The sequence below is a fragment of the Nonomuraea sp. NPDC050536 genome, from assembly GCF_044457685.1.
GTDB lineage: Bacteria > Actinomycetota > Actinomycetes > Streptosporangiales > Streptosporangiaceae > Nonomuraea.
In genome coordinates, this window is the sequence record NZ_JBITHD010000003.1 from 259,227 (window position 1) to 282,982 (window position 23,756).

General features: G+C 69.7%; 22 protein-coding genes. 10 read left to right on the plus strand and 12 right to left on the minus strand.

Features of this window, described 5'->3' with window-relative positions:
• Positions 1–39: 39 nt before the first annotated feature.
• Positions 40–363 carry an integration host factor, actinobacterial type gene (mihF, locus tag ACIBHX_RS11210; RefSeq protein ID WP_358051980.1) on the minus strand — a complete coding sequence of 108 codons (324 nt, stop codon included), beginning with the start codon at positions 361–363 and terminating at the stop codon, positions 40–42.
• A 1,026-nt stretch (positions 364–1,389) separates the two neighbouring features.
• Between mihF and ACIBHX_RS11215 the strand changes: the two genes are divergently transcribed.
• A complete protein-coding gene (locus tag ACIBHX_RS11215) occupies positions 1,390–2,232 on the plus strand; it encodes an alpha/beta fold hydrolase (protein WP_397067060.1) in 843 nt (280 codons plus the stop codon).
• Positions 2,233–2,780: 548 nt separating this feature from the next.
• Here ACIBHX_RS11215 and pyrF read toward each other — a convergent pair.
• The 8 genes from pyrF to pyrR form a co-directional block, all read right to left on the minus strand.
• Positions 2,781–3,476 (minus strand): orotidine-5'-phosphate decarboxylase, encoded by a 696-nt coding sequence (gene pyrF, locus ACIBHX_RS11220; RefSeq protein ID WP_397066466.1) that lies wholly within the window; start codon positions 3,474–3,476, stop codon positions 2,781–2,783.
• On the minus strand, positions 3,473–4,441 hold the full coding sequence (locus ACIBHX_RS11225) for a dihydroorotate dehydrogenase (RefSeq protein WP_397066467.1): 969 nt from the start codon (positions 4,439–4,441) through the stop codon (positions 3,473–3,475). Before ACIBHX_RS11225 ends, pyrF begins: the two co-directional genes overlap by 4 nt.
• 21 nt (positions 4,442–4,462) lie before the next feature.
• Positions 4,463–5,293 (minus strand): dihydroorotate dehydrogenase electron transfer subunit, encoded by an 831-nt coding sequence (locus ACIBHX_RS11230; RefSeq protein WP_397066469.1) that lies wholly within the window; start codon positions 5,291–5,293, stop codon positions 4,463–4,465.
• Positions 5,294–5,332: 39 nt separating this feature from the next.
• A complete protein-coding gene (gene carB, locus ACIBHX_RS11235; protein WP_397066471.1) occupies positions 5,333–8,620 on the minus strand; it encodes a carbamoyl-phosphate synthase large subunit in 3,288 nt (1,095 codons plus the stop codon).
• 63 nt (positions 8,621–8,683) lie between these two features.
• Positions 8,684–9,781, minus strand: a complete 1,098-nt coding sequence (carA, locus tag ACIBHX_RS11240; RefSeq protein ID WP_397066473.1) for a glutamine-hydrolyzing carbamoyl-phosphate synthase small subunit — start codon at positions 9,779–9,781, stop codon at positions 8,684–8,686.
• Positions 9,778–11,076, minus strand: coding sequence for a dihydroorotase (locus tag ACIBHX_RS11245; RefSeq protein WP_397066475.1), 1,299 nt, complete (start codon positions 11,074–11,076; stop codon positions 9,778–9,780). Before ACIBHX_RS11245 ends, carA begins: the two co-directional genes overlap by 4 nt.
• Complete coding sequence (locus tag ACIBHX_RS11250) at positions 11,073–11,990, minus strand: aspartate carbamoyltransferase catalytic subunit (protein ID WP_397066477.1); 918 nt, start codon at positions 11,988–11,990, stop codon at positions 11,073–11,075. The genes ACIBHX_RS11245 and ACIBHX_RS11250 overlap by 4 nt, the downstream gene beginning before the upstream one ends.
• Entirely contained in the window at positions 11,987–12,520 is a 534-nt protein-coding gene (gene pyrR / locus ACIBHX_RS11255; RefSeq protein WP_397066478.1) for a bifunctional pyr operon transcriptional regulator/uracil phosphoribosyltransferase PyrR, read from the minus strand. Before pyrR ends, ACIBHX_RS11250 begins: the two co-directional genes overlap by 4 nt.
• A 147-nt stretch (positions 12,521–12,667) precedes the next feature.
• Here pyrR and ACIBHX_RS11260 point away from each other — a divergent pair, with 147 nt between their 5' ends.
• The 9 genes from ACIBHX_RS11260 (at position 12,668) to ACIBHX_RS11300 (ending at position 21,780) form a co-directional block, all read left to right on the plus strand.
• The gene (locus tag ACIBHX_RS11260; RefSeq protein WP_397066480.1) at positions 12,668–13,582 is read left to right on the plus strand and encodes a F0F1 ATP synthase subunit gamma; all 915 of its coding nucleotides are present in this window, start codon (positions 12,668–12,670) and stop codon (positions 13,580–13,582) included.
• Positions 13,583–13,646: 64 nt separating this feature from the next.
• A complete protein-coding gene (locus ACIBHX_RS11265) occupies positions 13,647–13,889 on the plus strand; it encodes a DUF3040 domain-containing protein (RefSeq protein WP_397066482.1) in 243 nt (80 codons plus the stop codon).
• 83 nt (positions 13,890–13,972) lie between these two features.
• The gene (locus ACIBHX_RS11270; RefSeq protein ID WP_397066484.1) at positions 13,973–15,370 is read left to right on the plus strand and encodes an amino acid permease; all 1,398 of its coding nucleotides are present in this window, start codon (positions 13,973–13,975) and stop codon (positions 15,368–15,370) included.
• Between the two features lie 6 nt (positions 15,371–15,376).
• Entirely contained in the window at positions 15,377–16,621 is a 1,245-nt protein-coding gene (locus tag ACIBHX_RS11275) for an arginine deiminase (RefSeq protein ID WP_397066485.1), read from the plus strand.
• A 36-nt stretch (positions 16,622–16,657) separates the two neighbouring features.
• A complete protein-coding gene (gene argF, locus ACIBHX_RS11280; protein ID WP_397066487.1) occupies positions 16,658–17,662 on the plus strand; it encodes an ornithine carbamoyltransferase in 1,005 nt (334 codons plus the stop codon).
• Between the two features lie 78 nt (positions 17,663–17,740).
• Positions 17,741–18,676 carry a carbamate kinase gene (gene arcC / locus ACIBHX_RS11285; protein WP_397066489.1) on the plus strand — a complete coding sequence of 312 codons (936 nt, stop codon included), beginning with the start codon at positions 17,741–17,743 and terminating at the stop codon, positions 18,674–18,676.
• 10 nt (positions 18,677–18,686) lie between these two features.
• A complete protein-coding gene (locus ACIBHX_RS11290) occupies positions 18,687–20,111 on the plus strand; it encodes an amino acid permease (RefSeq protein WP_397066490.1) in 1,425 nt (474 codons plus the stop codon).
• On the plus strand, positions 20,108–20,983 hold the full coding sequence (locus ACIBHX_RS11295) for a universal stress protein (RefSeq protein ID WP_397066491.1): 876 nt from the start codon (positions 20,108–20,110) through the stop codon (positions 20,981–20,983). Before ACIBHX_RS11290 ends, ACIBHX_RS11295 begins: the two co-directional genes overlap by 4 nt.
• Positions 20,984–21,285: 302 nt before the next feature.
• Positions 21,286–21,780, plus strand: a complete 495-nt coding sequence (locus tag ACIBHX_RS11300; RefSeq protein WP_026214021.1) for a transcriptional regulator — start codon at positions 21,286–21,288, stop codon at positions 21,778–21,780.
• Positions 21,781–21,782: 2 nt separating this feature from the next.
• On the opposite strand, the gene ACIBHX_RS11305 is transcribed toward ACIBHX_RS11300, so the two are convergent.
• From ACIBHX_RS11305 to ACIBHX_RS11315, 3 genes are read right to left on the minus strand one after another with little or no spacing between them, the layout of a single operon-like run.
• Complete coding sequence (locus tag ACIBHX_RS11305) at positions 21,783–22,232, minus strand: SRPBCC family protein (RefSeq protein WP_397066493.1); 450 nt, start codon at positions 22,230–22,232, stop codon at positions 21,783–21,785.
• Positions 22,229–22,471, minus strand: a complete 243-nt coding sequence (locus tag ACIBHX_RS11310; protein WP_397066495.1) for a hypothetical protein — start codon at positions 22,469–22,471, stop codon at positions 22,229–22,231. The genes ACIBHX_RS11305 and ACIBHX_RS11310 overlap by 4 nt, the downstream gene beginning before the upstream one ends.
• Positions 22,465–23,361 (minus strand): GNAT family N-acetyltransferase, encoded by an 897-nt coding sequence (locus tag ACIBHX_RS11315; RefSeq protein WP_397066496.1) that lies wholly within the window; start codon positions 23,359–23,361, stop codon positions 22,465–22,467. Before ACIBHX_RS11315 ends, ACIBHX_RS11310 begins: the two co-directional genes overlap by 7 nt.
• Positions 23,362–23,756: the final 395 nt, after the last annotated feature.

The following is a 23,756-nucleotide window of genomic DNA, read 5'->3' on the forward strand; positions in this document are numbered from 1 at the left end:
CTACCCCCGTTGAACCTGCGCTCGTGTGTGCAACCGAGATTAGCTCTCGGCGCCACCGAATTCGCGCTCGAGGGAGGCCCTCTGGTTCGCGCCGAGACCCCGCACGCGGCGGGACTCGGCGATGGCGAGCCGCTCCATGAGCTGCTTGGCGCGGACCTTGCCCACGCCGGGGAGCGATTCCAAAAGGGCCGACACCTTCATCTTGCCGATGACGTCATCGGTCTGCCCATCCTTGAGCACCTCAGCCAGAGAAACCGCGCCATGCTTGAGCCGGTTCTTGACCTCGGCACGCTCTTTACGGGCCTTGGCAGCCTTCTCCAGGGCTGCGGCGCGCTGCTCAGGGGTCAGGGGAGGAAGAGCCACGCCGGGTCACCTCGAATTTCTGTCGATGTACTCGGACGAGAGGGGAAACTAGCTGGTCATCGCCACCTAAGCAACGTCAAGAGCAGTTTCTCTCGCCACAAAATCCACTTCATCACTCTGCGTATCGGTAAAACTACATTCTGCTGATCAAATCGCTCCCACTTCGCGCTTCCCCGGCCTACGCGAGACTTCCTCACGATCACTCCCCGCAAGACCCGAAACCCCCACCTTCACGGACCAAAACCCGTACTGTGGCGTACCTCCCGGTGCGCCAGCCCCCCTCCTCAATGTGTCCGCCCACCCCGTCCCAGCGCGTCCGCGCGCCCCCGTCCCGGCGTCTCCACGCGCCCTCGTCCCGGCATGTCTGCGCGCCCCTCCTCGATGTGCCTGCGCCCCCTTGCCTTGGCGTGTCTGCGCGCCACTCTCGGCGTACTTGCGCGCCCCTCCTTCTCGTACGGCAAGCCGCCCCACCGGCCGCCCACCGCACGACGCTGAGGACGCGCCCCGGCGTGTCCCTCACAGGTAGCCGCTCCCCGCCGCCACGGCGCCCAGGACCCGTCGAGGCAGGCACCCCACCCCGCCCCCTGACCGCACCGCCTCCCCCACCGTGGTCCCTCGTCCGCACCTGCCCGCGCCACACGGCCGCTCCGCCCAGCAACCCGACCCCGCTGGCCTCCCACACCACCTCCACCGCGCTTACCCGCACCTGCACCCGGGCGCGCCGCCGCCACTCCCCAGCAGCCCGGCCGCGCTGGGTCTCCCCTGCCTGGTTCCTCCCCTGCCGCGACCTCACCGTGTCGGCGCGCGGACGCTCTCAGCTCTGCACATTCCGACGGACCCGACCTCCGCGTTCTGTCCCGGGCGCCCCGGTCCCACCTCTTGGCGCCTCCTACGGTGCGGCCTGTGGGGTTGCTGCTTCTGGGGTGAAGGTCGGTGGCCAGGGCCCGTGGCGGGCCGTACGGATGCGCCAGGGGCGAACACGGGCGTGCAGGAGCTGAGGTGTCTTCTAGGTTGGCTGGCGTGAGCATGGTTCGGGTGAACGGGGTGTGGCTGGCCTACGACGAGGCGGGGAGCGGGCCGGCGGTGGTGCTGGTGCACGCGGGGATCGCCGATCGGCGGATGTGGGACGCGCAGGTCGAAGCCCTGTCGGAAAGTCACCGGGTGATCCGCTACGACTGGCGGGGCTACGGCGAGTCGGAGGCCGCCGAGGGCGAGTTCGCGCACCACGAGGACCTCCTCGGGTTGCTCGGCGCGCTGGAGGTCGAGCGGGCGGCGCTGGTCGGGTGCTCGATGGGCGGGTCGTGGGCGGTCGAGGCGGCGCTGACGGACCCGGCGCGGGTGTCGGGGCTCGTCCTGATCTGCTCGGGGCTGTCGGGACACACCTGGCCGGAGGCGATGCTGGCCCAGGCACGCGAGCGGGTCCACGCCTCGATCCCCGCCGACCGGCTGCGCGCCTACCGGGCTGGGGTGACGACGGTGGATCCCGCCGACCTCGAGGCCTTCGCCACGGCCCACACGCTCTGGCAGGTCGCCGGGCCAGACCGCGTACGCGACGACCTCGATCCCGCCGTGTGGGAGCGGGCCATGGCGATGATGCGCCAGGTCTTCCTGCGCTCCTGGACGGGCCCGCGCGCCACGGAGCGGCCTCTGGACGCCAAGAGCCGCCTCGGAGAGATCCAGGCGCCCACCCTGGTCATCAACGGCCTCAGCGACGTCCCATGGATCCAGGAGGTGTCCAACATCCTCACCCAGGGCATCCAGAACGCCTCCAGAATCGATCTCCCGGACACAGGCCACCTCCCACCCCTGGAACACCCCGAAGAGGTCACCAAGGCCCTCCAGACGTTCCTACAGCCCCTCTCGACGTAGCCCCACGCCCGTACCCACCCGAGAAGCCCACCGAGGACCGACCAGCCCACCCCCTGGCACACGAGGACAGCCACCCACCGCACAAGGTCGCCGACCGTCGCCGCACACCACCTCGCCAACCCGGCGCCCGAGTAGGGCCGCGGGACGTGCGCTCGGCGCCTGCGGGGCTCGTGACGTGCCGCAGGGCGTGCGTAGCCACGTGCGCTGGACGCCTGCGAATCCCGCCGAGGGTGCGGCGTCACGTACTCGGGCGTGCGGGGACGGTCGGTCGCCGTACACGGGCGCCGACTTTCGCCGCACACCGCCTCGCCGACCCGGCGCCCGGCTAAGGCCGCGGGCATTCGGTCGGCGCCTGCGAGGTCCGCTGAGGGGGCGGCGCCACGCACTCGGGCGCGCGAGGAAGGTTCTCGCCGTACGGGGCGCCGAGCTTCGCCGCACCCCGCCTCCCGACCCGGCGCCTGAGTAGGGCCGCGGGGCGTGTGTTTGGGGGCTGGGCGGGGTGGTGTGCGGGAGCGAGGAGGGCTCGCCTTGCGAGGAGGGCGGGGAGGTCAGGTGGTGCGGCGGAGGGCGGAGGCTATGGCGGCGGCTGCGGCACCGGGGTCGGGGGAAGCCGTGATGGGGCGGCCGATGACCAGGAGGTCGGCGCCGTCCGCGAGGGCGCGCTCCGGGGTGGCCACGCGGGCCTGGTCCTGCGTGTCGGCGCCGGCCGGGCGGACGCCGGGGGTGATGAGGGTGATGGCGGGGCCCACTTCGGCGCGTACCGCGGCCACCTCGTGGGGCGAGCAGACCAGGGCCGTGGCGCCCGCTTCGACGGCCATCGAGGACAGGCGGCGCACCGCGTCGTCGGCGGGGCCGATGAGGCCGATGCGGTCGAGGTCCGACTCCGACAGCGACGTGAGCACCGTGACCGCGGCGATCTTGGTGTGCGGCGCCGAGTCGACCGCCGCCTTGATCATCGCGGGCCCGCCCGCCGCGTGCACGGTGAGGATGGCCGGGCGGAGCCGGGCGACGGCGCGGGCGGCGCCGGCCACGGTGTTGGGGATGTCGTGCAGCTTGAGGTCCAGGAAGACCTGGACGCCGCTGGCGCCCCGGACGGAGGCGATGACGTCGGGGCCGTAGCGCAGGTAGAGCTCCAGGCCGACCTTGACCGTGCTGACGTGCGGGGTGACCAGACCGGCCCAGCGGGCGGCCGTCTCCAGGTCGGGCGCGTCGAGCGCGACGGCGATCGGTGCGGGCGTGCTCAAAGGGAACTCTCCTCGTGCAGGTGCCGGGTCGTGCTGCCCGGTGGTCGGTGTGCCAGGCCGACGGCGTCGGCCAGGCGCTGGAAGCCGCGCGCCTGCAGCAGTTCCTCGAGTTCGCGCTCGATGCGCAGGCACGCGTAGGGGTCGTGGAACAGCGCGGTGCCCACGCCGACCGCGCAAGCCCCGGCCAGCACCAGCTGGAAGGCGTCGCGGCCGCTGAGCACGCCGCCGACGCCGACGATGGGCGTGCCGGGCAGCGCTGCGTGGACCTGCCAGACGCACCGTACGGCGAGCGGCAGGATGGCCGGTCCCGACAACCCCCCGGTGACGGCGGCGAGCGCCGGGCGCAGCGCCTCGGTGTCGATCGCCATGCCCAGCGGATTGTTGATCATGGACAGCGCGTCGGCCCCCGACTCCACGCAGGCCCGCGCGACGGCGACGATGTCGGCCACGTCGGGCGCGAGCTTGGCGATCACCGGCACGTCGTAGCGCATGATGGACCGGACCGAGGCGATGACCTCGGCCGCGGCGTTCCCGTCGCGGGCGAAGACGCGGCCGCGGTCTTCGATGTTGGGGCAGGACAGGTTCACCTCGAGCGCGCTCACGCCGGGCGCGTCGGCGAGCCTGCGGGCCAGGGCGGAGTACTCGGCGACGGTGCCGCCGCCGATGGACACGACGGTCTTGATGCCGCGCTGGGCCAGCCAGGGCAGCTCGCGTTCGAGGAAGGCGTCGATGCCGGGCCCCTGCAGCCCGACGGCGTTGAGCAGCCCTGAGGGCGTCTCGGTCATGCGTGGCGTGGGCCTGCCGGCCCGCGGCGCCATCGTGATCGAGGGGGTGACGAGCGCGCCGAGGCGGTGCAGGTCGAAGAACTGGGCCAGCTCCCGCCCCGACCCCGCGCAGCCGGCGGCGGTCATCACCGGATTGGCCAGCTCCACATGCGCCAGAAATGTCCGCATATCTACGGACATGCGAGACACCTCCTAGCCGAGCTAGCCATGCCGGGCACCGCCCCCTGGCGCGCCGAGCGCGTCGAATGGGATCGTTCCGACGTCTTCGAAGCGGACCCGCTCGCCGCGGAAGACGGGACCCTCCGCGCAGGCCCTGACCATCCTGGTGACGCCGTCGTCGCCGATCACGGGCAGCACGCAGGTCATGCAGATGCCGATCCCGCAGGCCATCGACTCCTCGACGGCCACCTGCACCGGGATGTCGAACTCGACCGCCACCGCGGTGACGGCGCGCAGCGTCTCCATCGGCCCGGCGGCGTAGACGGCGTCGGCGCGGGTGTCGGCGATCACGGACGGCAGCGCGTCGGTGACCTTGCCGCGCAGCCCGAGCGAGCCGTCCTCGGTGGTCAGCGTGGTCGTGGCGGCCATCCTGCGGGCCCTCATGGCGCCGAACACCCGGTCGGCCGAGGCCCCGCCGAGCACGAAGTCGATCCGGCAGCCGCGTTCCATCAGCGCGTCGGCCACCGGGAAGAGCACCGCCGAGCCGTACTCGGAGCCGACCAGCACGCAGTGGGCGGGATCGCGCGGCAGCGGGAACGGCCTGCCCAGCGGCCCGACCAGGTCGAGCGTGTCGCGGGCACGCCGTTCGGCCAGCCATTGCGTGCCGGGGCCGCGCACGGTGAAGACCAGCTCCACCGTGCCGCCGTAATCAGGTTTGACGTCGTGCACCGACAGGGCGCGACGGGTCACCATCGAGGTGGGGGCTCCGCCGACCGCGACGGACACGAAGTGGCCGGGCCGGTGGCGCTCGGCGATGCCGGGCGCCACGACGGTCAGCGCATGATAGGCGTCGACACGGCGCGTCGTCAGCACCGTGCCGGTCACCTGCACCGGAGTCCCGGCCGTTTTACCTCACCGTCCTAGCGCGCGTGCATGCTCCTGGAGGGACCGTACGCCGACATCGCCCCGCCTGATGGCCTGGATGCCCGCCGCGGCGGCGGCGAGTCCCGCGACCGTGGTGATGCACGGGATGCCGCGCAGCACCGCGGCGGTGCGGATGTCGTAGCCGTCCAGGCGCGGCCCCGACTGACCAGGGCTGCCGAACGGTGTGTTGACGATGAGGTCGACCTCGCCGTCCAAGATGCGCTGGACGATCGTCGGCTCACCTCCCGGCCCCACGCCCTCACTCTGCTTTCGCACGATCTTGGCATGGACACCGTTGCGGCGCAGCACCTCGGCGGTGCCCTCGGTGGCGAGAATCTCGAATCCGAGGTCCGCGAGCGCCTTCACCGGGAAGATCATCGCCCGCTTGTCGCGGTTGGCCACCGACACGAACGCCCGCCCCTTGACCGGCAGCTCGCCGTAGGCGCCCGCCTGCGACTTGGCGTAGGCGATGCCGAAGAACTCATCGATGCCCATGACCTCGCCGGTCGAGCGCATCTCGGGCCCCAGCACGATGTCGACGCCGCGGAACCGGTTGAAGGGCAGCACGGCCTCCTTGACGGCGATCGACGCCTCGAGCGGCAGCGTGCCCCCGTCGCCGGAAGCAGGGAGCATGCCTTCCTCCCGCAGGCCCCGGACGGTCGCGCCGAGCATGACCCGGGCCGCCGCCTTGGCCAGCGGCACCGCCGTCGCCTTCGACACGAAGGGCACGGTACGGCTGGCGCGCGGGTTGGCCTCGAGCACGTACAGCACGCCCGCCGACATGGCGTACTGGACGTTGAGCAGCCCGCGCACCCCGACGCCGCGGGCGATGCCCTCGGTGGCGGCGCGGATCCGCTTGATGTCGTGGCTGCCGAGCGTGATGGGCGGCAGCGCGCAGGCCGAGTCGCCGGAGTGGATCCCGGCCTCCTCGATGTGCTCCATCACGCCGCCGAGGTAGAGCTCCTCGCCGTCGAAGAGCGCGTCCACGTCGATCTCGATGGCCTCGTCGAGGAACTTGTCCACCAGGACCGGATGTCCACCCTCTTGAGCCGACATATAGGTCGAAAGCGTCTCATCGTCGTAGACGATGGCCATCCCCGCTCCGCCCAGCACGTAGGACGGCCGGACCAGGACCGGGTAGCCGATCTCCTCGGCCACCGCCAGCGCCTCGGCCACGGTGGTGGCGGTGCCGTGCTTGGGCGCGGGCAATCCGGCCTCGGCCAGCACCCGCCCGAAGGCGCCCCGCTCCTCGGCCAGATGGATGGACTCGGGCGAGGTGCCGACCACGGGCACGCCCGCGTCCTTCAGCGCCTGCGCGAGCCCCAGCGGCGTCTGCCCGCCGAGCTGCACGATCACGCCGGCCACCGGGCCGGTCTGCTGCTCGGCGTGGACGACCTCGAGCACGTCCTCCAGCGTGAGCGGCTCGAAGTAGAGCCGGTCGGAGGTGTCGTAGTCGGTCGAGACCGTCTCCGGGTTGCAGTTGACCATGACGGTCTCGAAGCCCGCCCTGGACAGCTCGAAGGAGGCGTGCACGCAGGCGTAGTCGAACTCGATGCCCTGCCCGATCCTGTTCGGCCCGCTGCCCAGGATGATCACCTTCTGGCGGGAGCCGTACGGGACCTCGCTCTCCTCGTCGTAGGTCGAGTAGAGGTAGGGCGTCCTGGCGGCGAACTCGGCCGCGCAGGTGTCGACGGTGTTGTAGACCGGCCGCAGGCCCAGGGCGTGGCGCAGGTCGCGCACGCGGGACTCGTCCTGCCCGCGGATCTCGGCGATCTGCGCGTCGGAGAAGCCGAGCTCCTTGGCCTCCTGCAGCACGTCCGCGGTCAGCTCACGCGCCTCGCCGAGCGCCCGCGCCGCCTCGTCCAGCAGGAAGAGCTGGTCGATGAACCACGGATCGACGCTGGTGGCCTCGAACAGCTCCTCGGCCGTCGCGCCCGCCCTGATGGCCTGCTGCATGGTGCGCAGCCGCCCGTCATGGGGCGTACGGCACGCCTCAAGCAAGTCGGCCTTAGGCGAAACGTCGCCCGCCCAGCTGAAGGACGACTCCTTCTTCTCCAGGGACCGCAGGGCCTTCTGCAGGGCCTCGGGGAAGGAGCGGCCGATGGCCATGGCCTCGCCCACGGACTTCATGTGCGTGGTGAGCGTCTGGTCGGCCCCGCGGAACTTCTCGAAGGCGAAGCGCGGCACCTTGACCACGATGTAGTCGAGCGTCGGCTCGAAGGAGGCCGGAGTCTCCTTGGTGATGTCGTTGGGGATCTCGTCGAGCGTGTAGCCGATCGCCAGCTTGGCCGCGATCTTCGCGATCGGGAAGCCGGTGGCCTTGGACGCCAGCGCGGACGAGCGCGACACGCGCGGGTTCATCTCGATGACGATCATGCGGCCGGTGTGCGGGTCGACCGCGAACTGGATGTTGCAGCCGCCGGTGTCGACGCCGACCTCGCGGATGACCGCGATGGCCACGTCGCGCATGTTCTGGTACTCGCGGTCGGTCAGGGTCAGCGCGGGCGCGACGGTGACGCTGTCGCCGGTGTGCACGCCCATCGGGTCGATGTTCTCGATGGAGCACACGATCACGACGTTGTCGTGCTTGTCGCGCATGACCTCGAGCTCGTACTCCTTCCACCCGAGGATGGACTCCTCCAGGAGCACCTCGGTGGTCGGCGAGGCGTCGAGCCCGGCACCTGCGATGCGCCGCAGGTCGTCCGCGGTGTAGGCGAAGCCGGAGCCCAGGCCGCCCATGGTGAAGCTGGGCCGCACGACCACCGGGTAGCCGAGCTCGTCGGCGGCCCGCAGGACCTCGTCCATGGTGTGGCAGATCGCGCTGCGGGCGGAGTCGGCGTTGAGGCCGTGCTCGCGCGCGACCTTGGCCACGATCTCCTTGAACCGCTCCCGGTTCTCCCCCGCCTGGATCGCGTCGAAGTCGGCGCCGATCAGCTCGACGCCGTAGCGCTCGAGCGCGCCCGACTCGTGCAGCGCGACCGCGGTGTTGAGCGCTGTCTGGCCGCCCAGCGTGGGCAGCAGCGCGTCGGGCCGCTCCTTGGCGATGATCTTCTCGACGAAGTCGGGCGTGATCGGCTCGACGTAGGTGGCGTCGGCGAACTCCGGGTCCGTCATGATCGTCGCCGGGTTGCTGTTGACCAGGATCACCCGGAAACCCTCGGCCCTGAGCACGCGGCAGGCCTGGGTGCCGGAGTAGTCGAACTCGCACGCCTGCCCGATCACGATCGGGCCCGAGCCGATCACCAGGACCGACTTGATGTCCTCACGCTTGGGCACGGGTCATGACCTCACAGAACTCGTCGAAGACTCGGTTGAATGAGCACAGCGCGGCTTCGATCTTCACGACGTCGCCCCCATCACTGAGCAGAACTCGTCGAAAAGGTAAGCGGCGTCGTGCGGCCCGGCGGCCGCTTCTGGGTGGTACTGGACGCTGAAGGCGGGCCGGTCGACGAGCCTGAGCCCCTCGACGCAGCCGTCGTTGAGGTTGACGTGACTGACCTCGCCAGGCCCGTACGGCGTGTCGAAGGTCGGCGGCGCCTCGACCGCGAACCCGTGGTTGTGCGCCGAGATCTCCACCTTCCCGGTCCGCACGTCCTTGACCGGCTGGTTCACGCCCCGGTGACCGTAACGGAGTTTGTAGGTCGAAAGGCCCAGCGCCCGCCCGAACAGCTGGTTGCCGAAGCAGATCCCGAAGAACGGGATGCCCGCCTCCAGCACCTTCCGCAGCGCCGTGACGTCAGCGGTGGCGGGGTCGCCTGGCCCGTTGGAGTAGAACACCCCGTCGGGCCGGACGGCCATGATGTCCTCGAAGGTGGCACCGGCGGGCAGCACGTGCACCTCGCAGCCGCGCTCGGCCATCCGGTGCGGCGTCATGCCCTTGATGCCCAGGTCCACGGCCGCCACCGTGAACTTCTTCGCGCCGATCGCCTCGACGACGTACGGCTCGGCGGTGGCGACCTCCTTGGCCAGGTCGGCCCCGGCCATCTGGGGCGCCTGCCGTACCCGCTCGACGAGCTCCTCCACCGGCGCCGAGGGGGCCGTGAAGATGCCCGCGCGCATGGCGCCGCGCTCGCGCAGGTGGCGGGTCAGCGCGCGGGTGCCCTTCAGCGCGATGCCGACGACGCCCTGCTGCTTGAGGTAGTCGTCGAGCGAGGCGGTCGCCCGCCAGTTGGACACGACGCGGGACGGCTCGCGGACGACGTAGCCGGCGACCCAGACCCTGGACGACTCCGGGTCCTCGTCGTTGACACCGGTGTTGCCGATGTGCGGGGCGGTCATCGCGACGATCTGGCGATGGTAGGACGGGTCGGTGAGGGTCTCCTGGTAGCCGGTCATGCCGGTGTTGAAGACCATCTCACCGAACGTCTCGCCCTCGGCACCGTAGGGGGTTCCGTGGAAGACCCGTCCGTCCTCCAGGACCAGCACCGCATGCGTCAAGAGAGCTTCCCTTCCAGTACGGTCGGCTTGCCGCGCAGGAACGTGGCCACTACCCGGCCGGGCAGCGTCATTCCCTCGTACGGCGTGTTCCTGCTCTTGGAGGCGAACGCGGCCGGGTCCACCTCGGTGCGCACGGCCGGGTCGTAGAGCACGATGTTGGCCGGGGCGCCCACCTCGAGCGGCTGCCCGTGGCCGGTCAGCCGGCCGATCTGGGCGGGGACGACCGACATGCGCTGCGCGACGCCGGCCCAGTCGAGCAGGCCGGTGTCGACCATGGCCTCCTGCACCACGCTCAGCGCGGTCTCCAGGCCGACCATGCCCATGGCCGCGGCCGACCACTCGGTCTCCTTGTCCTCGACCGGGTGCGGCGCGTGGTCGGTGGCCACCACGTCGATCGTGCCGTCGGCCAGCGCCTGGCGCAGCGCCTCGACGTCGGCGCGGGTGCGCAGCGGCGGGTTGACCTTGTAGATCGGGTTGTAGGCGCCGACCGGCGAGTCCTCGACGAGGTCGTCGGTGAGCAGCAGGTGGTGCGGGGTCACCTCGGCGGTGACGTTCCAGCCCTTGGACTTGGCCCAGCGGATGATCTCCACCGAGCCGGCCGTGGACAGGTGGCAGACGTGCAGGCGGGAGCCGACGTGCGCGGCCAGCAGGCAGTCGCGGGCGATGACCGCCTCCTCGGCGACGGCCGGCCAGCCGGTCAGGCCGAGCCTGCCGGAGATGACGCCCTCGTTCATCTGCGCGCCCTCGGTGAGGCGGGGCTCCTGGGCGTGCTGGGCCACGACACCGTCGAAGGCCTTGACGTACTCCAGCGCCCGCCGCATCAGCACCGCGTCGTCGACGCACTTGCCGTCGTCGGAGAAGACGCGGACGCGGGCGGCGGAGTCGGCCATCGCGCCGAGCTCGGCCAACTGCTTGCCCTCCAGGCCCACGGTCACGGCGCCGACGGGCTGCACGTCGCAGTAGCCGCCCGCCTGGCCGAGCCGGAAGACCTGCTCGACCACGCCGGCGGTGTCGGCGACGGGCGAGGTGTTGGCCATGGCGTGCACGGCGGTGTACCCGCCGCGGGCGGCCGACTGCGTGCCGGTCAGCACGGTCTCGGCGTCTTCCCGCCCCGGCTCGCGCAGGTGCGTGTGCAGGTCGACCAGGCCGGGCAGCGCGATCGCGCCCTTGCCGTCGACGACCGGTACGGCTCCCGCCTCCGTGGATCCCGCGGGGGTGATCGCGCCGATGACGCCGTCTTCGATGTGGATGTCGACGGGCTCGCCGCCCAGGATGCGTACGTTGTTGATTCTCACGCGGTCTCTCCCCCGAGGAGCAGGTACAGGACGGCCATGCGGATGGTCACGCCGTTGGTGACCTGCTCGACGATGGTCGAGCGCGGGGAGTCGGCCACCTCGGCGGCGATCTCCATGCCCCGGTTCATCGGGCCGGGGTGCATCACGATGGCGTCGTCCGGCATCTTGGCGAAGCGGTCGCGGTCCAGGCCGTATCGGCGGGAGTACTCGCGCTCGCTGGGGAAGTAGGCGGCGTTCATGCGCTCCTTCTGCACCCGGAGCATCATGACCACGTCGGACTTGGGCAGCACCGCGTCCAGGTCGTAGGAGACCTGGCAGGGCCAGGTGTCGACCGAGACCGGCACCAGGGTCGGCGGGGCGACCAGCGTGACGTCGGCGCCCAGCGTGTGCAGCAGCAGCACGTTGGAGCGGGCGACGCGGCTGTGCAGCACGTCGCCGACGATGGTGATCTTGCGGCCCTCGAGCGAGCCCAGGCGGCGGCGCATGGAGAAGGCGTCAAGCAGCGCCTGCGTGGGGTGCTCGTGGGTACCGTCGCCGGCGTTGACGACACTGCCGCGCACCCAGTTGGCCAGGCGGTGCGGCGCGCCGGAGGCGCCGTGGCGGATGACGACCGCGTCGGCGCCCATGGCCTCCAGGGTCAGCGCGGTGTCCTTGAGCGACTCGCCCTTGGAGACGCTGGAGCCCTTGGCGGAGAAGTTGATGACGTCGGCCGACAGGCGCTTGGCCGCGGCCTCGAAGCTGATGCGGGTGCGGGTGGAGTCCTCGAAGAAGAGGTTGACCACCGTGCGGCCGCGCAGCGTCGGCAGCTTCTTGATGGATCGTTCCGAGACGGCCGCCAGCTCTTCGGCGGTGTCGAGGATGAGCAGGGCGTCGTCCTTGCTGAGGTCGCCCGCCGAGATGAGATGCCTGTTCACTTGATCAGCTCCACAGCGTCGCGCCCGTCGGTCTCCTGCAGGAAGACCTTGACCTTCTCGCTCTTGGCGGTCGGCAGGTTCTTGCCGACGTAGTCGGCGCGGATGGGCAGCTCGCGGTGCCCCCTGTCGACCAGCGTGGCCAGTTGCACGGCGGTCGGGCGGCCCAGGTCGTTGAGTGCGTCCAGCGCGGCGCGCACGGTGCGGCCGGAGTAGAGGACGTCGTCGACCAGGACCACGGTCTTGCCGTCGATGCCGTCGGGCGGCAGCTCGGTGTGGCCGAGCGGGCGGGCGGGCTTGAGGCGCAGGTCGTCCCGGTACATCGTGATGTCGATCGAGCCGACGGGGATCTGCACGCCTTCGAACTGCTCGATCCGGTCACCCAGGCGGCGGGCCAGTGTGGCGCCGCGGGTCGGGATGCCGAGGAGGACGACGCCGTCGGCGCCCTTGGTGCGCTCGAGGATCTCGTGCGCGATGCGCGTCAGTGCGCGATGGATGTCCGGGCCTTCGAGGACGGCCCTGGAATCGGACATGAGGTGTCTCACCACCTTTCCCGCCTCACGGGACGGGTCTTAAAGGGCTGTGGTCGGGACACACAGTACCAGGCGCTACCAGCCAGAACGCGGAGGGGGCAGCGCGAGGGTTACGGTGGGAGCACACGTTGTAGTCGGGGGGTTACCGTGGGCGGTCAGCTTCGTCAGATCCGTCAGAGGATCAGATCCGTCAAGTCCACCGCGAAGATCACGCGCGCCCAGGAGCTCATCGCGTCCTCGCGGGTGGGCAAGGCCAGGGACAGGGCCGCGGAGGCCGAGCCGTACAGCAGGGTGATCTCCAGGACGGTCACGCTGCTGCTCAGCCACCGCATGCGGATGAACCACGCGCTGCTGAACGTGCGACCCGACACCTCACGGGTGGCGGTGCTGCTGATCACCAGCGACCGGGGCTTCTGCGGGGGCTACAACCACAACGTGATCCGGCAGGGCCAGGCGCTGGGGGCGCTGATGCGCAGCCAGAACAAGGAGCCGACGCTCTACGTGGTCGGCAGCAAGGGCGTGGACTGGTGCCGCTACCGGGGCCGGACCCTGATGGGCGAGTGGACGGGTGTCAGCGGGTATCCCGAGTACGCCACGGCGGCCGAGATCGGGCAGCTGCTCATCGAGGCCTTCGACACGCCGACCCGCGAGGGCGGCGTGGGCGAGGTGCACGTGATCTACACCGAGTTCGTGACGATGCTCACGCAGCGCACGACCGTGCACAGGATCCTGCCGATGGAGGTCGAGGAGGTCGAGGAGGCCGCCGAGGAGGACGGCGGTGGGGGCGCGGTGCCGAAGGCGCCCTACGAGTTCGACCCGACGCCCGATGCCGTGCTGGACGCGATGCTGCGCAAGTACGTGCGATCACGCATCTGGTACATGCTGCTCTCCTCCGCCGCCTCGGAATGGGCGGCCCGCCGTACGGCCATGATGGCGGCCACCGAGAACGCCCATGAGTTGATCGAGACCCTGACCAGGGAGGCCAACGAGGCGCGGCAGGCGGAGATCACCACCGAGATCACCGAGATCGTGGGCGGCGCGGAGGCGCTCGAGCACGGCTGAGGCTTTGAAAAAACGCGACAAAAAGGTATAAAACCTCCATCAAGAGTTTCGGAGGAGGTTCATCATGGCGTTGTCCGCACGCGAGAGATCCGTCCTGAATGCGATCGCACGCCAGATCATCTCCGAGGATCCCCGGCTGGCGCGCGACCTGTCCGAGCACGGGCGCGGCGCGGTGACCGCCGAGCGCATCCCCTCCGGCAGGGGCTCCTGGCCGATCCTGCTCATCGCCGTGTGCCTGGCCGTGTTCGCCGTCACCCTGCTCGTGTCCGGCGGTTCCGGCAGTTCCACGCACCCCGCGATTAGGTAATTTCCGGACAAGGTTCGTGTCGACCCCTTGTGTGACGGGCACCACATCGACTGTCGTCTTTAGTCGGTGCCGGGGGGGACCGCATGGGGGAGCCACGCCCGCCTGAGGGCGGTGTGACGACGGCGGCGCCGACCGAGACCACGCCCGCGAGCGGCGGTCTGGGCCTCGGCGCGGCCATCGCGCTGGTCATCGGGAACGTCGTGGGCACCGGGATCTTCCTGCTGCCCGCCTCGCTGGCGGCGTTCGGCTGGGTGAGCCTGTTCGCCATGGGCCTCGTCACCGTCGGGGCGATCGCGATGGCGGTCGTCTTCGGCCGGCTCGGGGCGCGCGTGCCCGCGGCCGGCGGCCCCTATGCCTACGCTCGCGACGCCTTCGGCGAGTTCGCCGGCTTCTGGAACGCCTGGTCGTTCTGGCTTACCGCGTGGATCGGCAACGCCGCCATCGCCGTGGCCTGGGTGGGCTACGTGCAGTACTTCGCCAGGCAGGTCTTCGGGTGGGACTGGGGCGGGACCGGTACGGCCATCATCATCGGCCTGATCGGGCTCTGGATCCCGGCCGTGGTCAACCTTCTGGGCGCCAAGAACATGGCGGCGTTCCAGATCGTCACCACGATCCTGAAGTTCGTGCCGCTGCTGTTCGTGGGCATCGTGGGGCTGTTCTTCATCGAATGGGCCAACTTCGGCGCCTTCAACACCACCGGCAAGAACGTGCTCGGAGCCATCTCCCTGGCCGGAGCCGTGGCGCTGTTCATCTACTCGGGCGTCGAGAGCGTCGCGATCGCCGCCGAGAAGATCAAGGACCCGGCCCGGAACATCGGCAAGGCCAGCGTCGTCGGCGTGCTCGCCTGCGCCGCGCTGTACCTGCTGAGCACTGTCGCGGTGATGGGCACGGTGCCGCAAGACCAGCTGATGAAGTCGAACGCGCCCTTCGCCGACGCGCTCAACCACATGTTCGGCGGCACCATCTGGGGCGTCATCATGGCCGCCTGCGCCATCGCCTCCGGCATCGGCGCGCTCAACGGCTGGACCATGCTCGTGGCCGAGATGCCGATGGCCGCGGCCAAGGACGGCATGTTCCCCACGGCCTTCGGCCGGATCTCGAGCCGCGGGGTGCCCGCCGCGGGCATCCTGGTCGGCACGGTCCTGACCTCGCTGATGCTGCTCATGGGGTACGCCTCGGAGAACGCGTTCAACACGATCGTGCTGCTCGCCTCGTTCACCACCGTCATCCCGTACTTCTTCTCCGCGGCGGCGCAGATCTTCTGGCTGGTCACCGAGGGGCGCAAGGTCCAGGTGAAACGCCTGGCCCGCGACATGACCATCGCCACGATCGCGCTGCTGTTCGCGTTCTGGATGGCCTACGGCTCGGGGGCCGAGGCCGTGCTCGGCGGCACGCTCATGCTGCTCGTCGGAGTACCTGTCTACATCTGGGTGAAATCACGGCGCAGCGAGTTCGGGCCGCGAGAGCTTAAGAGGGGATAATGAGCAATGACCTTTCACGTCGATTCCGAGGTGGGCAAGCTCCAGCAGGTGATGCTGCACAAGCCCGAGCTGGCGCTCAAGCGGCTCACCCCCACCAACAAGGACGAATTCCTCTTCGACGACGTCCTGTGGGTCCAGCGGGCCGTGGAGGAGCACGAGGAGTGGCAGCAGGTGCTGCGCGATCGCGGCATCAAGGTCTACATGCTGGCCGACCTGCTCCGCGAGACCCTCGACATCCCCGATGCGCGCAAGCACGTGCTGGAGCACGTGATCGACGAGCGCTTCATGGGCCCGCTGGCCACTGACGCCATCCGCAACGCGCTGGACGCCATGCCCTCGGCCGACCTGCAGCAGTTCCTGACCGGTGGCATCACCAAGGCCGAGATGATGGAGCGCGGTGTCGATCCCAAGAGCGTGTCCTACCATGCGCACGACCCGGAGGACTTCATCCTTCCGCCGCTGCCCAACCACCTGTTCACCCGCGACACCTCGTGCTGGATCTACAACGGCGTCTCGATCAACGCGATGCGCAAGAAGGCACGGCAGGCCGAGACGGTGAACCTGGAGGCGGTCTACCGCTACCATCCGACGTTCGCCTCCGGGTACGACAAGCCGGAAGCGGGCGGGTTCAACGTCTGGATGCCCGGCACCGCGGTCGCGCCGGCCACGATGGAGGGCGGCGACGTGCTGGTCATCGGCCGCGGCGCCGTACTGATCGGCATGAGCGAGCGCACCCAGCCGCAGGCCGTCGAGATGCTGGCACACAACCTGTTCAGGTCCGGCGGCGCCAAGAAGATCGTGGCGCTCAACATGCCCAAGGCCCGCGCGTTCATGCACCTGGACACGGTCATGACCAACGTGGACGTGGGCGTGTTCACCAAGTACGCGGGGCTGGGCATGCTGCCGTCGTACACGATCGAGCCCGGTGACACCGAGAAGGAGCTCAAGGTCACCGACCACCCGGCCGAGGACATGCACAAGGCCATCGCCAGGGCGCTCGACATGGACGACATCAAGGTCCTCACCGCCACGCAGGACGTCTTCGCGGCCGAGCGCGAGCAGTGGGACGACGGGTGCAACGTGCTGGCCATCGAGCCGGGCGTGGTCGTCGCCTACGAGCGCAACACCACGACCAACAACTTCCTGCGCGACAACGGCATCGAGGTCATCACGATCAGGGGCAGCGAGCTGGGCAGGGGCCGTGGCGGGCCGCGCTGTATGAGCTGCCCGCTCGAGCGCGCCGGCATCTAGCGCCTGCCATCGCGGGGTCTTTTAGGGGGAATTGTCATGGGGTTCAACCTGCGCAACCGCAGCTTCCTCAAGGAGCTCGACTTCACGCCGGCGGAGTTCGGCTACCTGCTGCGGCTGTCGGCCGACCTGAAGGCGGCCAAGTACGCCGGCGTCGAGCAGCAGCGGCTCAAGGACAAGAACATCGCGCTCATCTTCGAGAAGTCCTCGACGCGCACCCGCTGCGCGTTCGAGGTCGCCGCGCACGACCAGGGCGCGCACGTGACCTACCTGGACCCGTCCGGGTCGCAGATGGGGCACAAGGAGTCGGTCAAGGACACCGCGCGGGTGCTCGGGCGGATGTTCGACGGGATCGAGTACCGCGGCAGCAAGCAGATCTACGTCGAGGAGCTGGCGCAGTACTCGGGGGTGCCCGTGTGGAACGGGCTGACCGACGAGTGGCACCCGACGCAGATGCTGGCCGACATGCTCACCATGCAGGAGCACAGCGACAAACCGCTGAACCAGGTCAGCTTCGCCTACCTCGGTGACGCGCGCAACAACATGGGCCACTCACTGCTGGTCACCGGCGCCATGTTCGGCATGGACGTGCGCCTGGTCGCGCCCAAGAAGCTGCAGCCCGACGTGAACATGGTGGTCAAGCCCGCCAAGGACCTGGCCAAGGAGACCGGCGCCACGGTCACCATCACCGACGACGTGGCCAAGGGCGTCAAGGGCGTCGACTTCCTCTACACCGACGTGTGGGTGTCGATGGGCGAGCCCGCGTCGGTGTGGGACGAGCGGATCAAGCTGCTCATGCCGTACCAGGTCAACGACAAAGTGATCAAGGCCACCGGCAACCCCAGGGTGAAGTTCATGCACTGCCTGCCCGCCTTCCACAACAGGGAGACCAAGGTGGGCGCGGAGATCTACGAGAAGACAGGCCTGGACGCGCTCGAGGTGACCGAGTCGGTCTTCGAGTCGCCCCGCTCGATCGTCTTCGACGAGGCGGAGAACCGGCTGCACACGATCAAGGCCATCATGGTGGCCACTCTGGGGGATTGATATGCGTTCAATCGGTGCCCTTCGGGCAGACACGATCAAGGCACGAGCATACTCGGCCGCCCTCGGGGGTTGAGCCCGATGCGCGTGATCGTCGCCCTGGGGGGCAACGCGCTGCTGCAGCGCGGGCAGAAGCCGGACGCCGAGAGCCAGATCGCCAACGTCTCCGTCGCGGTCAAGACGCTGGCCAAGCTGGCCGAGAAGCACGAGCTGATCATCACCCACGGGAACGGCCCGCAGGTCGGCGTGCTGGCGCTGGAGAGCACCAGCGACCAGAACCTGACCAAGCCGTACCCGCTGGACACCATCGGCGCCGAGACGCAGGGCATGATCGGCTACTGGATGCTGCAGGCGCTGCAGAACGCCCTGCCGGGCCGCCAGGTGCTGGCCATGGTCACCCAGACGCTGGTCTCGGCCGTCGACCCCGCCTTCGGCAACCCGACCAAGTTCGTCGGGCAGGTCTACGACCAGGACGAGGCCGAGAAGCTGGCCGAGGAGTACGGCTGGACGGTCAAGCCCGACGGCCAGTACTGGCGCCGCGTGGTGCCCTCCCCCACGCCGCAGCGGGTGGTGGAGACCCGGCTGATCCGCAAGATGGTCCGCGAGGGCGTCGTCGTGGTGTCCGCGGGCGGCGGGGGCGTGCCCGTCATGCGCGACGCGCAGGGCCGCCTGGCCGGCGTGGAGGCCGTCATCGACAAGGACCTGACCGCGTCGATGCTGGCCGAGGCGCTGGAGTGTGACGCGTTCCTGATCCTGACCGACGTGCCGCGGGTCTTGAGGGACTTCGGCACGCCGCAGCAGACCGAGATCGCCCACACCACACCGCACGAACTGCGCGCCATCGAGTTCCCCGCCGGATCGATGGGGCCGAAGGTGGAAGCGGTGTGCCGGTTCGTGGAGACGACCGGCGACATGGCCGCCATCGGCAAGCTCGACCAGGCCGAACAGATCCTGGAGGGCGCGGCGGGCACGATCATCACGCCGAACGCCAGGTGGCCCCTCACCAGCACGCTTTAGGAGGCCACCCATGGCACTGACCCAGAGACTTCTCCGCACCAAACCCACCGAGCAGATCGTGGCCGAGGGGGGCCACGGCGAGGGGGGCGATCTGCGCCGCACGATGACGCTGTGGCAGCTCACGCTGTTCAGCGTGGGCGCCACGCTCGGCACCGGCATCTTCGTCATCCTGGGTCAGGCCGTGCCGAAGGCGGGACCGGCGGTGGTGCTGTCGTTCGTGCTGGCCGCCATCACGGCGCTGTTCTCGGCCCTGTCCTACGCCGAGCTGGCCGGGACGATCCCGGTGTCCGGCTCGTCCTACTCCTACGCCTACGCCACGCTCGGCGAGCTCGTGGCGTGGGTGTGCGGGTGGTGCCTGATGCTGGAGTACGCCGTCTCGGTCGCCGCCGTGGCGGTCGGCTGGGGCGAGTACCTCAACTCGTTCCTGCACGACCTGTTCGGCTGGACACTGCCGGCCGCGATCACGCACTCCCCCGGCGACAAGGGCGGTGTGATCAATCTCACGGCCATCCTCATCGTGGTGCTGTGCTCCTGGCTGCTGCTGCGGGGGGCGTCGGAGTCGGCCACCGCCAACACGATCTTCGTCATGATCAAGGTGGTCGTGCTGGTCTTCTTCTGCGTCGTGGCCTTCACCGCCTTCGAGTCGGGGAACTTCACGCCGTTCGCGCCCCTGGGGGTGGCGGGCATCACGGCGGCCGCCTCGCAGGTGTTCTTCTCCTACATCGGCTTCGACGCGGCCTCGACCGCGGGCGAGGAGGCCAAGAACCCCAAGCGGGACCTGCCGCTGGCGATCCTCTTCTCCCTGCTCATCGTGACGGTCATCTACGTGTTCGTCGCCGTGGCCGCCATCGGCGCGATGCCCTGGACGGAGTTCAACCCGGAGAGCACCGAGGCCAGCCTGTCGGTGATCGTGAACCAGGCCACCGGCGCCACCTGGCCCGGCATCATCGTCTCGTTCGGCGCGGTCATCGCCATCGCCAGCGTGGTGCTGACGGTCATGTACGGCCAGACCCGCATCCTGTTCGCGATGTCTCGCGACGGGCTCATCCCGCGCATCTTCCAGAAGGTCAACCCGCGCCACCAGGTGCCCGTCGCCAACACGCTCATCGTGACCGGCTTCATCGTGGTGCTGGCCGGGTTCATCCCGCTCGGGCAGCTGGCCGAGGCCACCAGCATCGGCACGCTGTTCGCCTTCTTCATCGTCAACATCGGCGTGATCGTGCTGCGCTACCGCAGCCCCGAGCTGCCGCGCACCTTCCACGTCCCGCTCTTCCCGTTCTTCCCGATCCTGGGTGCGATCCTCTGCCTGCTGGTCATGGCAGGGCTGGCCGGCGTCACCTGGATCGCGTTCGGCCTGTGGATGCTGTTCGGCCTGATCTGCTACTTCCTGTACGGCTATCGCCACTCGCGGCTGAATACCGAGGTGACCCCATGAAGCTCGCCAAGGTGCTAGCCGGGTTCATTACCGAGCCGCGGGGTCGGGACGGGCTGGCGCTCGCCGAACTGCTCGCCAAGCAGGCCGAGGCGGAGCTGACGGTGGCGACCGTCCAGCCGCCGCCGTGGACCACGCCGGGGCCGGGCAGGACCGATGAGTCCGCCTGGCTGGCCTTCCTGCGCGAGGAGGCCGAGGCGACGCTGGACCAGGCGCGCGCCGTGGTCGGCTCGGACGCCTCGTTCGTCGCCCACTTCCAGAAGGGCAGCGGCCGCGGGCTGGGCGAGCTGGCCCGCAAGCAGGAGGCCGACGTGGTGGTGATCGGCTCGGCGCCACGCGGCGCGCGCGGGCGCATCTCGCTCGGCAGCACCGCCGACCAGCTGCTGCACTCCTCGCCCGTGCCGGTCGCGCTGGCGCCCAAGGGGTACGGCGAGGCACCCCCGACGGCCATCGAACGGCTGACCTTCGCCTACCGGCGCGGGACCAGCTGTGACACCGGGCTCACCGCGGCGGCCCAGCTGGCGGCGGCGCTCGACGTACCGCTGCGGCTGGTGACGCTGGTGGTCAGCGGCGGGCGGAGGGCCAAGATCCACGAGGAGATGCTGCTGCGGCTGCGCGAACAGGCGGCGGCCGACCTCAAGATGGCCGCGCGCGGGCAGCGGCGCGTCCAGGTCGACGTGGAGGTGCTCGACGGGCGGAACGTGGTGGGCGCGATGGCCGCCACCTCGTGGCTACCGGGCGAGCTGATCGTGTGCGCCTCCAGCGACGCCGGGCCGCTGCGGCGGGTCTTCCTGGGCGACATCTCGATCAAGATCGTCCGGGCCGCCCCGGTGCCCGTGATGATCCTGACCCGTGAACCCGTAACCAAGCGGTGACATCAACCGCGCCTCTCGGCAAACTCTGACGAAGTAGTGTTACTGGTGGGACAAGGGGGGCGTTTGCGGCTTTCTATCTCGGACCGGATTCGGCATCTTTTTTCCAATCAGCTTGACCTTAGGCTTCCACCCCTTTACCGTCACTGTGCGTAACCACACCGCGCGACGTTCTGGGGTAAACCCAGGGCCATGGCTACCGATGGTGCCGAGCTCGGCACCACACCCCCCGGTGGCTTGGGCAATCGTCGCAAGGGAGCACAATCTACTGAGAGCGATACATACGAGAGCCGGGGGGCCACAGGATGCCGTCTGAGTACGCAAAGTCGCTTGGTGCACGACTCCGCGCCATCCGCACCCAGCAGGGGCTGTCCCTGCATGGGGTCGAAGAGAAGTCGCGTGGTCGCTGGAAAGCCGTGGTCGTGGGCTCCTACGAGCGTGGCGACCGGGCTGTAACGGTGCAGAAACTGGCCGAGCTCGCCGATTTCTACGGGGTTCCGGTTTCCGAGCTGCTGCCCGGGGGTGCGGCGCCCTCGCCGCTCGGCCCGACGCCGAAGCTTGTCATCGACCTGGAGCGCCTGGCGACTCTGCCCAAGGAGAAGGCGGGCGCGCTGGCTCGCTACGCGGCCACGATCCAGTCGCAGCGGGGTGACTACAACGGCAAGGTCCTCTCCATCCGGCAGGAGGACCTGCGCTCGCTCGCCGTCATTTATGACAAGTCGCCCAGCGAGCTGACCGAAGAGCTCATCAGCTGGGGCGTGCTGGACGCCGAGGCGCGCCGGGCCGTGGAGTCGTTCTAGGCCTACGCAGCGGAAGGGGGCGCCGACGGTGAGGGCGTCCCCTTCTTGATGGCCTGCTCCCAGGAGCTGAGGTAGTCCGCGTAGCCCGCCGCGAAGCGGTCAAGCGCGTGCTCGCCGTGCTCGGACAGGGCCGTCAGGTCGTAGGTGACCTCTACCTTGCCTTCCGGCTTGAGCAGGACCGATACGGTGCCCGCACGGGATCCGGGGGTGAGGCGGGCGTAGGAGATGCGGCGACCCGGCTCGCGTTCCAGCACCACCCAGGTGGTCACCTCACCGTGGGCGTCGGTCTCGAAGACCGTGCCCGGCTCGGAGTCGTCCGGGGTCTCGTGCGGGAAGCGCGGCTTCCATCCGGCCGCCCACGCCCCCTCCCCGCGCGGCGTGAACAGCGCGAACGCCTCCTCCGGAGGCAGTGGCACGACGATCTCGCCGGTCAGTCGATGGCGGGTGCTCATTTCTCCACCAGCTTGTGCGCGTCGTCGGCCGTGAGCGTGAGGCCGTAGACGGCCTTGAGCTGCTCGATCTTCTCCATCGTGGCCGCCGAGAAGGGCGCCTTGCCCTCGAAGGCGTGCAGCGCGATGCCCTCGACCAGGTCGCCTAGCGAGATGTCGAGGTACTCGGCCAGGCCCTTGAGCGTCTTGAGCAGGTTCCGCTCGATGCGGAGGCCGGTCTGGGCTCTCTCGATTGTTACCATGTTACCAAGGTAACATCCTTTTCGAACCAGTGGTGTGCGTACGGTTCGTCGTTGAACGCCTCGACCTCGCGGAATCCGGCCGCCCTGTACAGGCTGATGGCCTCGGTCAGCGTGCGGTTGGTCTCCAGGCGGAGCTTGGTGGCGGCATGCCGTACGGCTTGCGCTTCCAGCTCGGCCAGCAGCCGGCGTCCCAGGCCCAGGCCGCGCACGGACGGGGCGACCCACATCCGCTTGACCTCGGCGATGCCGTCGTCGTGCAGCTTGAGCGCGCCGCATCCGACGGGCTCGGCGTGCAGCGTGGCCACCAGCAGCAGCCCCCTGGGCGGCGTCAGCTCCTCGTCATCGGCGGAGATGCTCTGCCTCGGGTCGAAGCCGGCCTCGAACCTGCCGCCCAGCTCGGCGAAGTACTCGCGGACGCAGTGCCGGGCGTCGGGGTGACGCGGATCGGTCACGGCCACCCGCACCATGGACGCGATCAGCAGCCGCTCCACCTCCCCCATCGCGGTCACCAGCCGCTCGCGCTGGTCCTCGCTGAGCGGGCCGAGCATCCCGGCGGCCAGGTCGTCGGACCGTTTGTCCAGCTCTTCCCGCTCGGCCAAGCCGGACTCGGTCAGCCGCGCCACCCGCACCCGGCCGTCGTCGCCTCCCGCCTCGACCCTGACCAGCCCCTGCGCCTCCAGCGCGCGCAGCAACCTGCTCAGGTATCCCGAGTCGAGCTCCAGGCGAGCCCGCAGCGCCCGCACCTCGCTGCCTTCGGGACCGACCTCCCAGAGCAGCCGCGCCTGCCCCATGGGCCGCCCCCGCGCCAGAAACGCCTCATCCAGCGCACCCACCCGCTGAGCAACCACCCGATTGAACCGCCGCACCCGCCCCACCAAGCCATCATCCATTTCTCTGACTCTAGTCAGAGACCTCCTCCCCGCCCACCCCCGATCGACATACGGCAGCAAGCGTGGAAAGAGGCGGGCATGACGGACGCACCGCCGACGACACCGTGTCCGAGCACGCTAAGCCACCCAGACAACCCCGGCACGCGACCGCACGTGTAGTCGCGGGCGCCCCGCCGACGAGATGAGCGCCAACAACCCAACGCACTGCTGGCGGAGCCGTAAGTGGACAAGCGCGGACGCGAAGAGACCTGCCGGGATGGCCCGCATGCGACCAAGCGGGCCGCCGCCGCGGCTACGCGGTCCGGATGGGAAAAGCACGGCCCGGGTGGGGTTACACGCGACCGAGGCGGGGCTATACGCGGCCGGAGTCAGCTTGGGCGGCCGGACTGGACGAG

Excerpts from the sequence above, each read along its gene's own strand:
- ACIBHX_RS11215 (WP_397067060.1), top strand. The coding sequence starts at position 1,390 with ATGGTTCGGGTGAACGGGGTGTGGCTGGCCTACGACGAGGCGGGGAGC.
- ACIBHX_RS11225 (WP_397066467.1), bottom strand. The coding sequence starts at position 4,441 with ATGTCCGTAGATATGCGGACATTTCTGGCGCATGTGGAGCTGGCCAAT.
- pyrR (WP_397066478.1), bottom strand. The coding sequence starts at position 12,520 with ATGTCCGATTCCAGGGCCGTCCTCGAAGGCCCGGACATCCATCGCGCA.
- ACIBHX_RS11265 (WP_397066482.1), top strand. The coding sequence starts at position 13,647 with ATGGCGTTGTCCGCACGCGAGAGATCCGTCCTGAATGCGATCGCACGC.
- ACIBHX_RS11270 (WP_397066484.1), top strand. The coding sequence starts at position 13,973 with ATGGGGGAGCCACGCCCGCCTGAGGGCGGTGTGACGACGGCGGCGCCG.
- ACIBHX_RS11275 (WP_397066485.1), top strand. The coding sequence starts at position 15,377 with ATGACCTTTCACGTCGATTCCGAGGTGGGCAAGCTCCAGCAGGTGATG.
- argF (WP_397066487.1), top strand. The coding sequence starts at position 16,658 with ATGGGGTTCAACCTGCGCAACCGCAGCTTCCTCAAGGAGCTCGACTTC.
- arcC (WP_397066489.1), top strand. The coding sequence starts at position 17,741 with ATGCGCGTGATCGTCGCCCTGGGGGGCAACGCGCTGCTGCAGCGCGGG.
- ACIBHX_RS11290 (WP_397066490.1), top strand. The coding sequence starts at position 18,687 with ATGGCACTGACCCAGAGACTTCTCCGCACCAAACCCACCGAGCAGATC.
- ACIBHX_RS11295 (WP_397066491.1), top strand. The coding sequence starts at position 20,108 with ATGAAGCTCGCCAAGGTGCTAGCCGGGTTCATTACCGAGCCGCGGGGT.
- ACIBHX_RS11300 (WP_026214021.1), top strand. The coding sequence starts at position 21,286 with ATGCCGTCTGAGTACGCAAAGTCGCTTGGTGCACGACTCCGCGCCATC.
- ACIBHX_RS11305 (WP_397066493.1), bottom strand. The coding sequence starts at position 22,232 with ATGAGCACCCGCCATCGACTGACCGGCGAGATCGTCGTGCCACTGCCT.
- ACIBHX_RS11310 (WP_397066495.1), bottom strand. The coding sequence starts at position 22,471 with ATGGTAACAATCGAGAGAGCCCAGACCGGCCTCCGCATCGAGCGGAAC.
- ACIBHX_RS11315 (WP_397066496.1), bottom strand. The coding sequence starts at position 23,361 with ATGGATGATGGCTTGGTGGGGCGGGTGCGGCGGTTCAATCGGGTGGTT.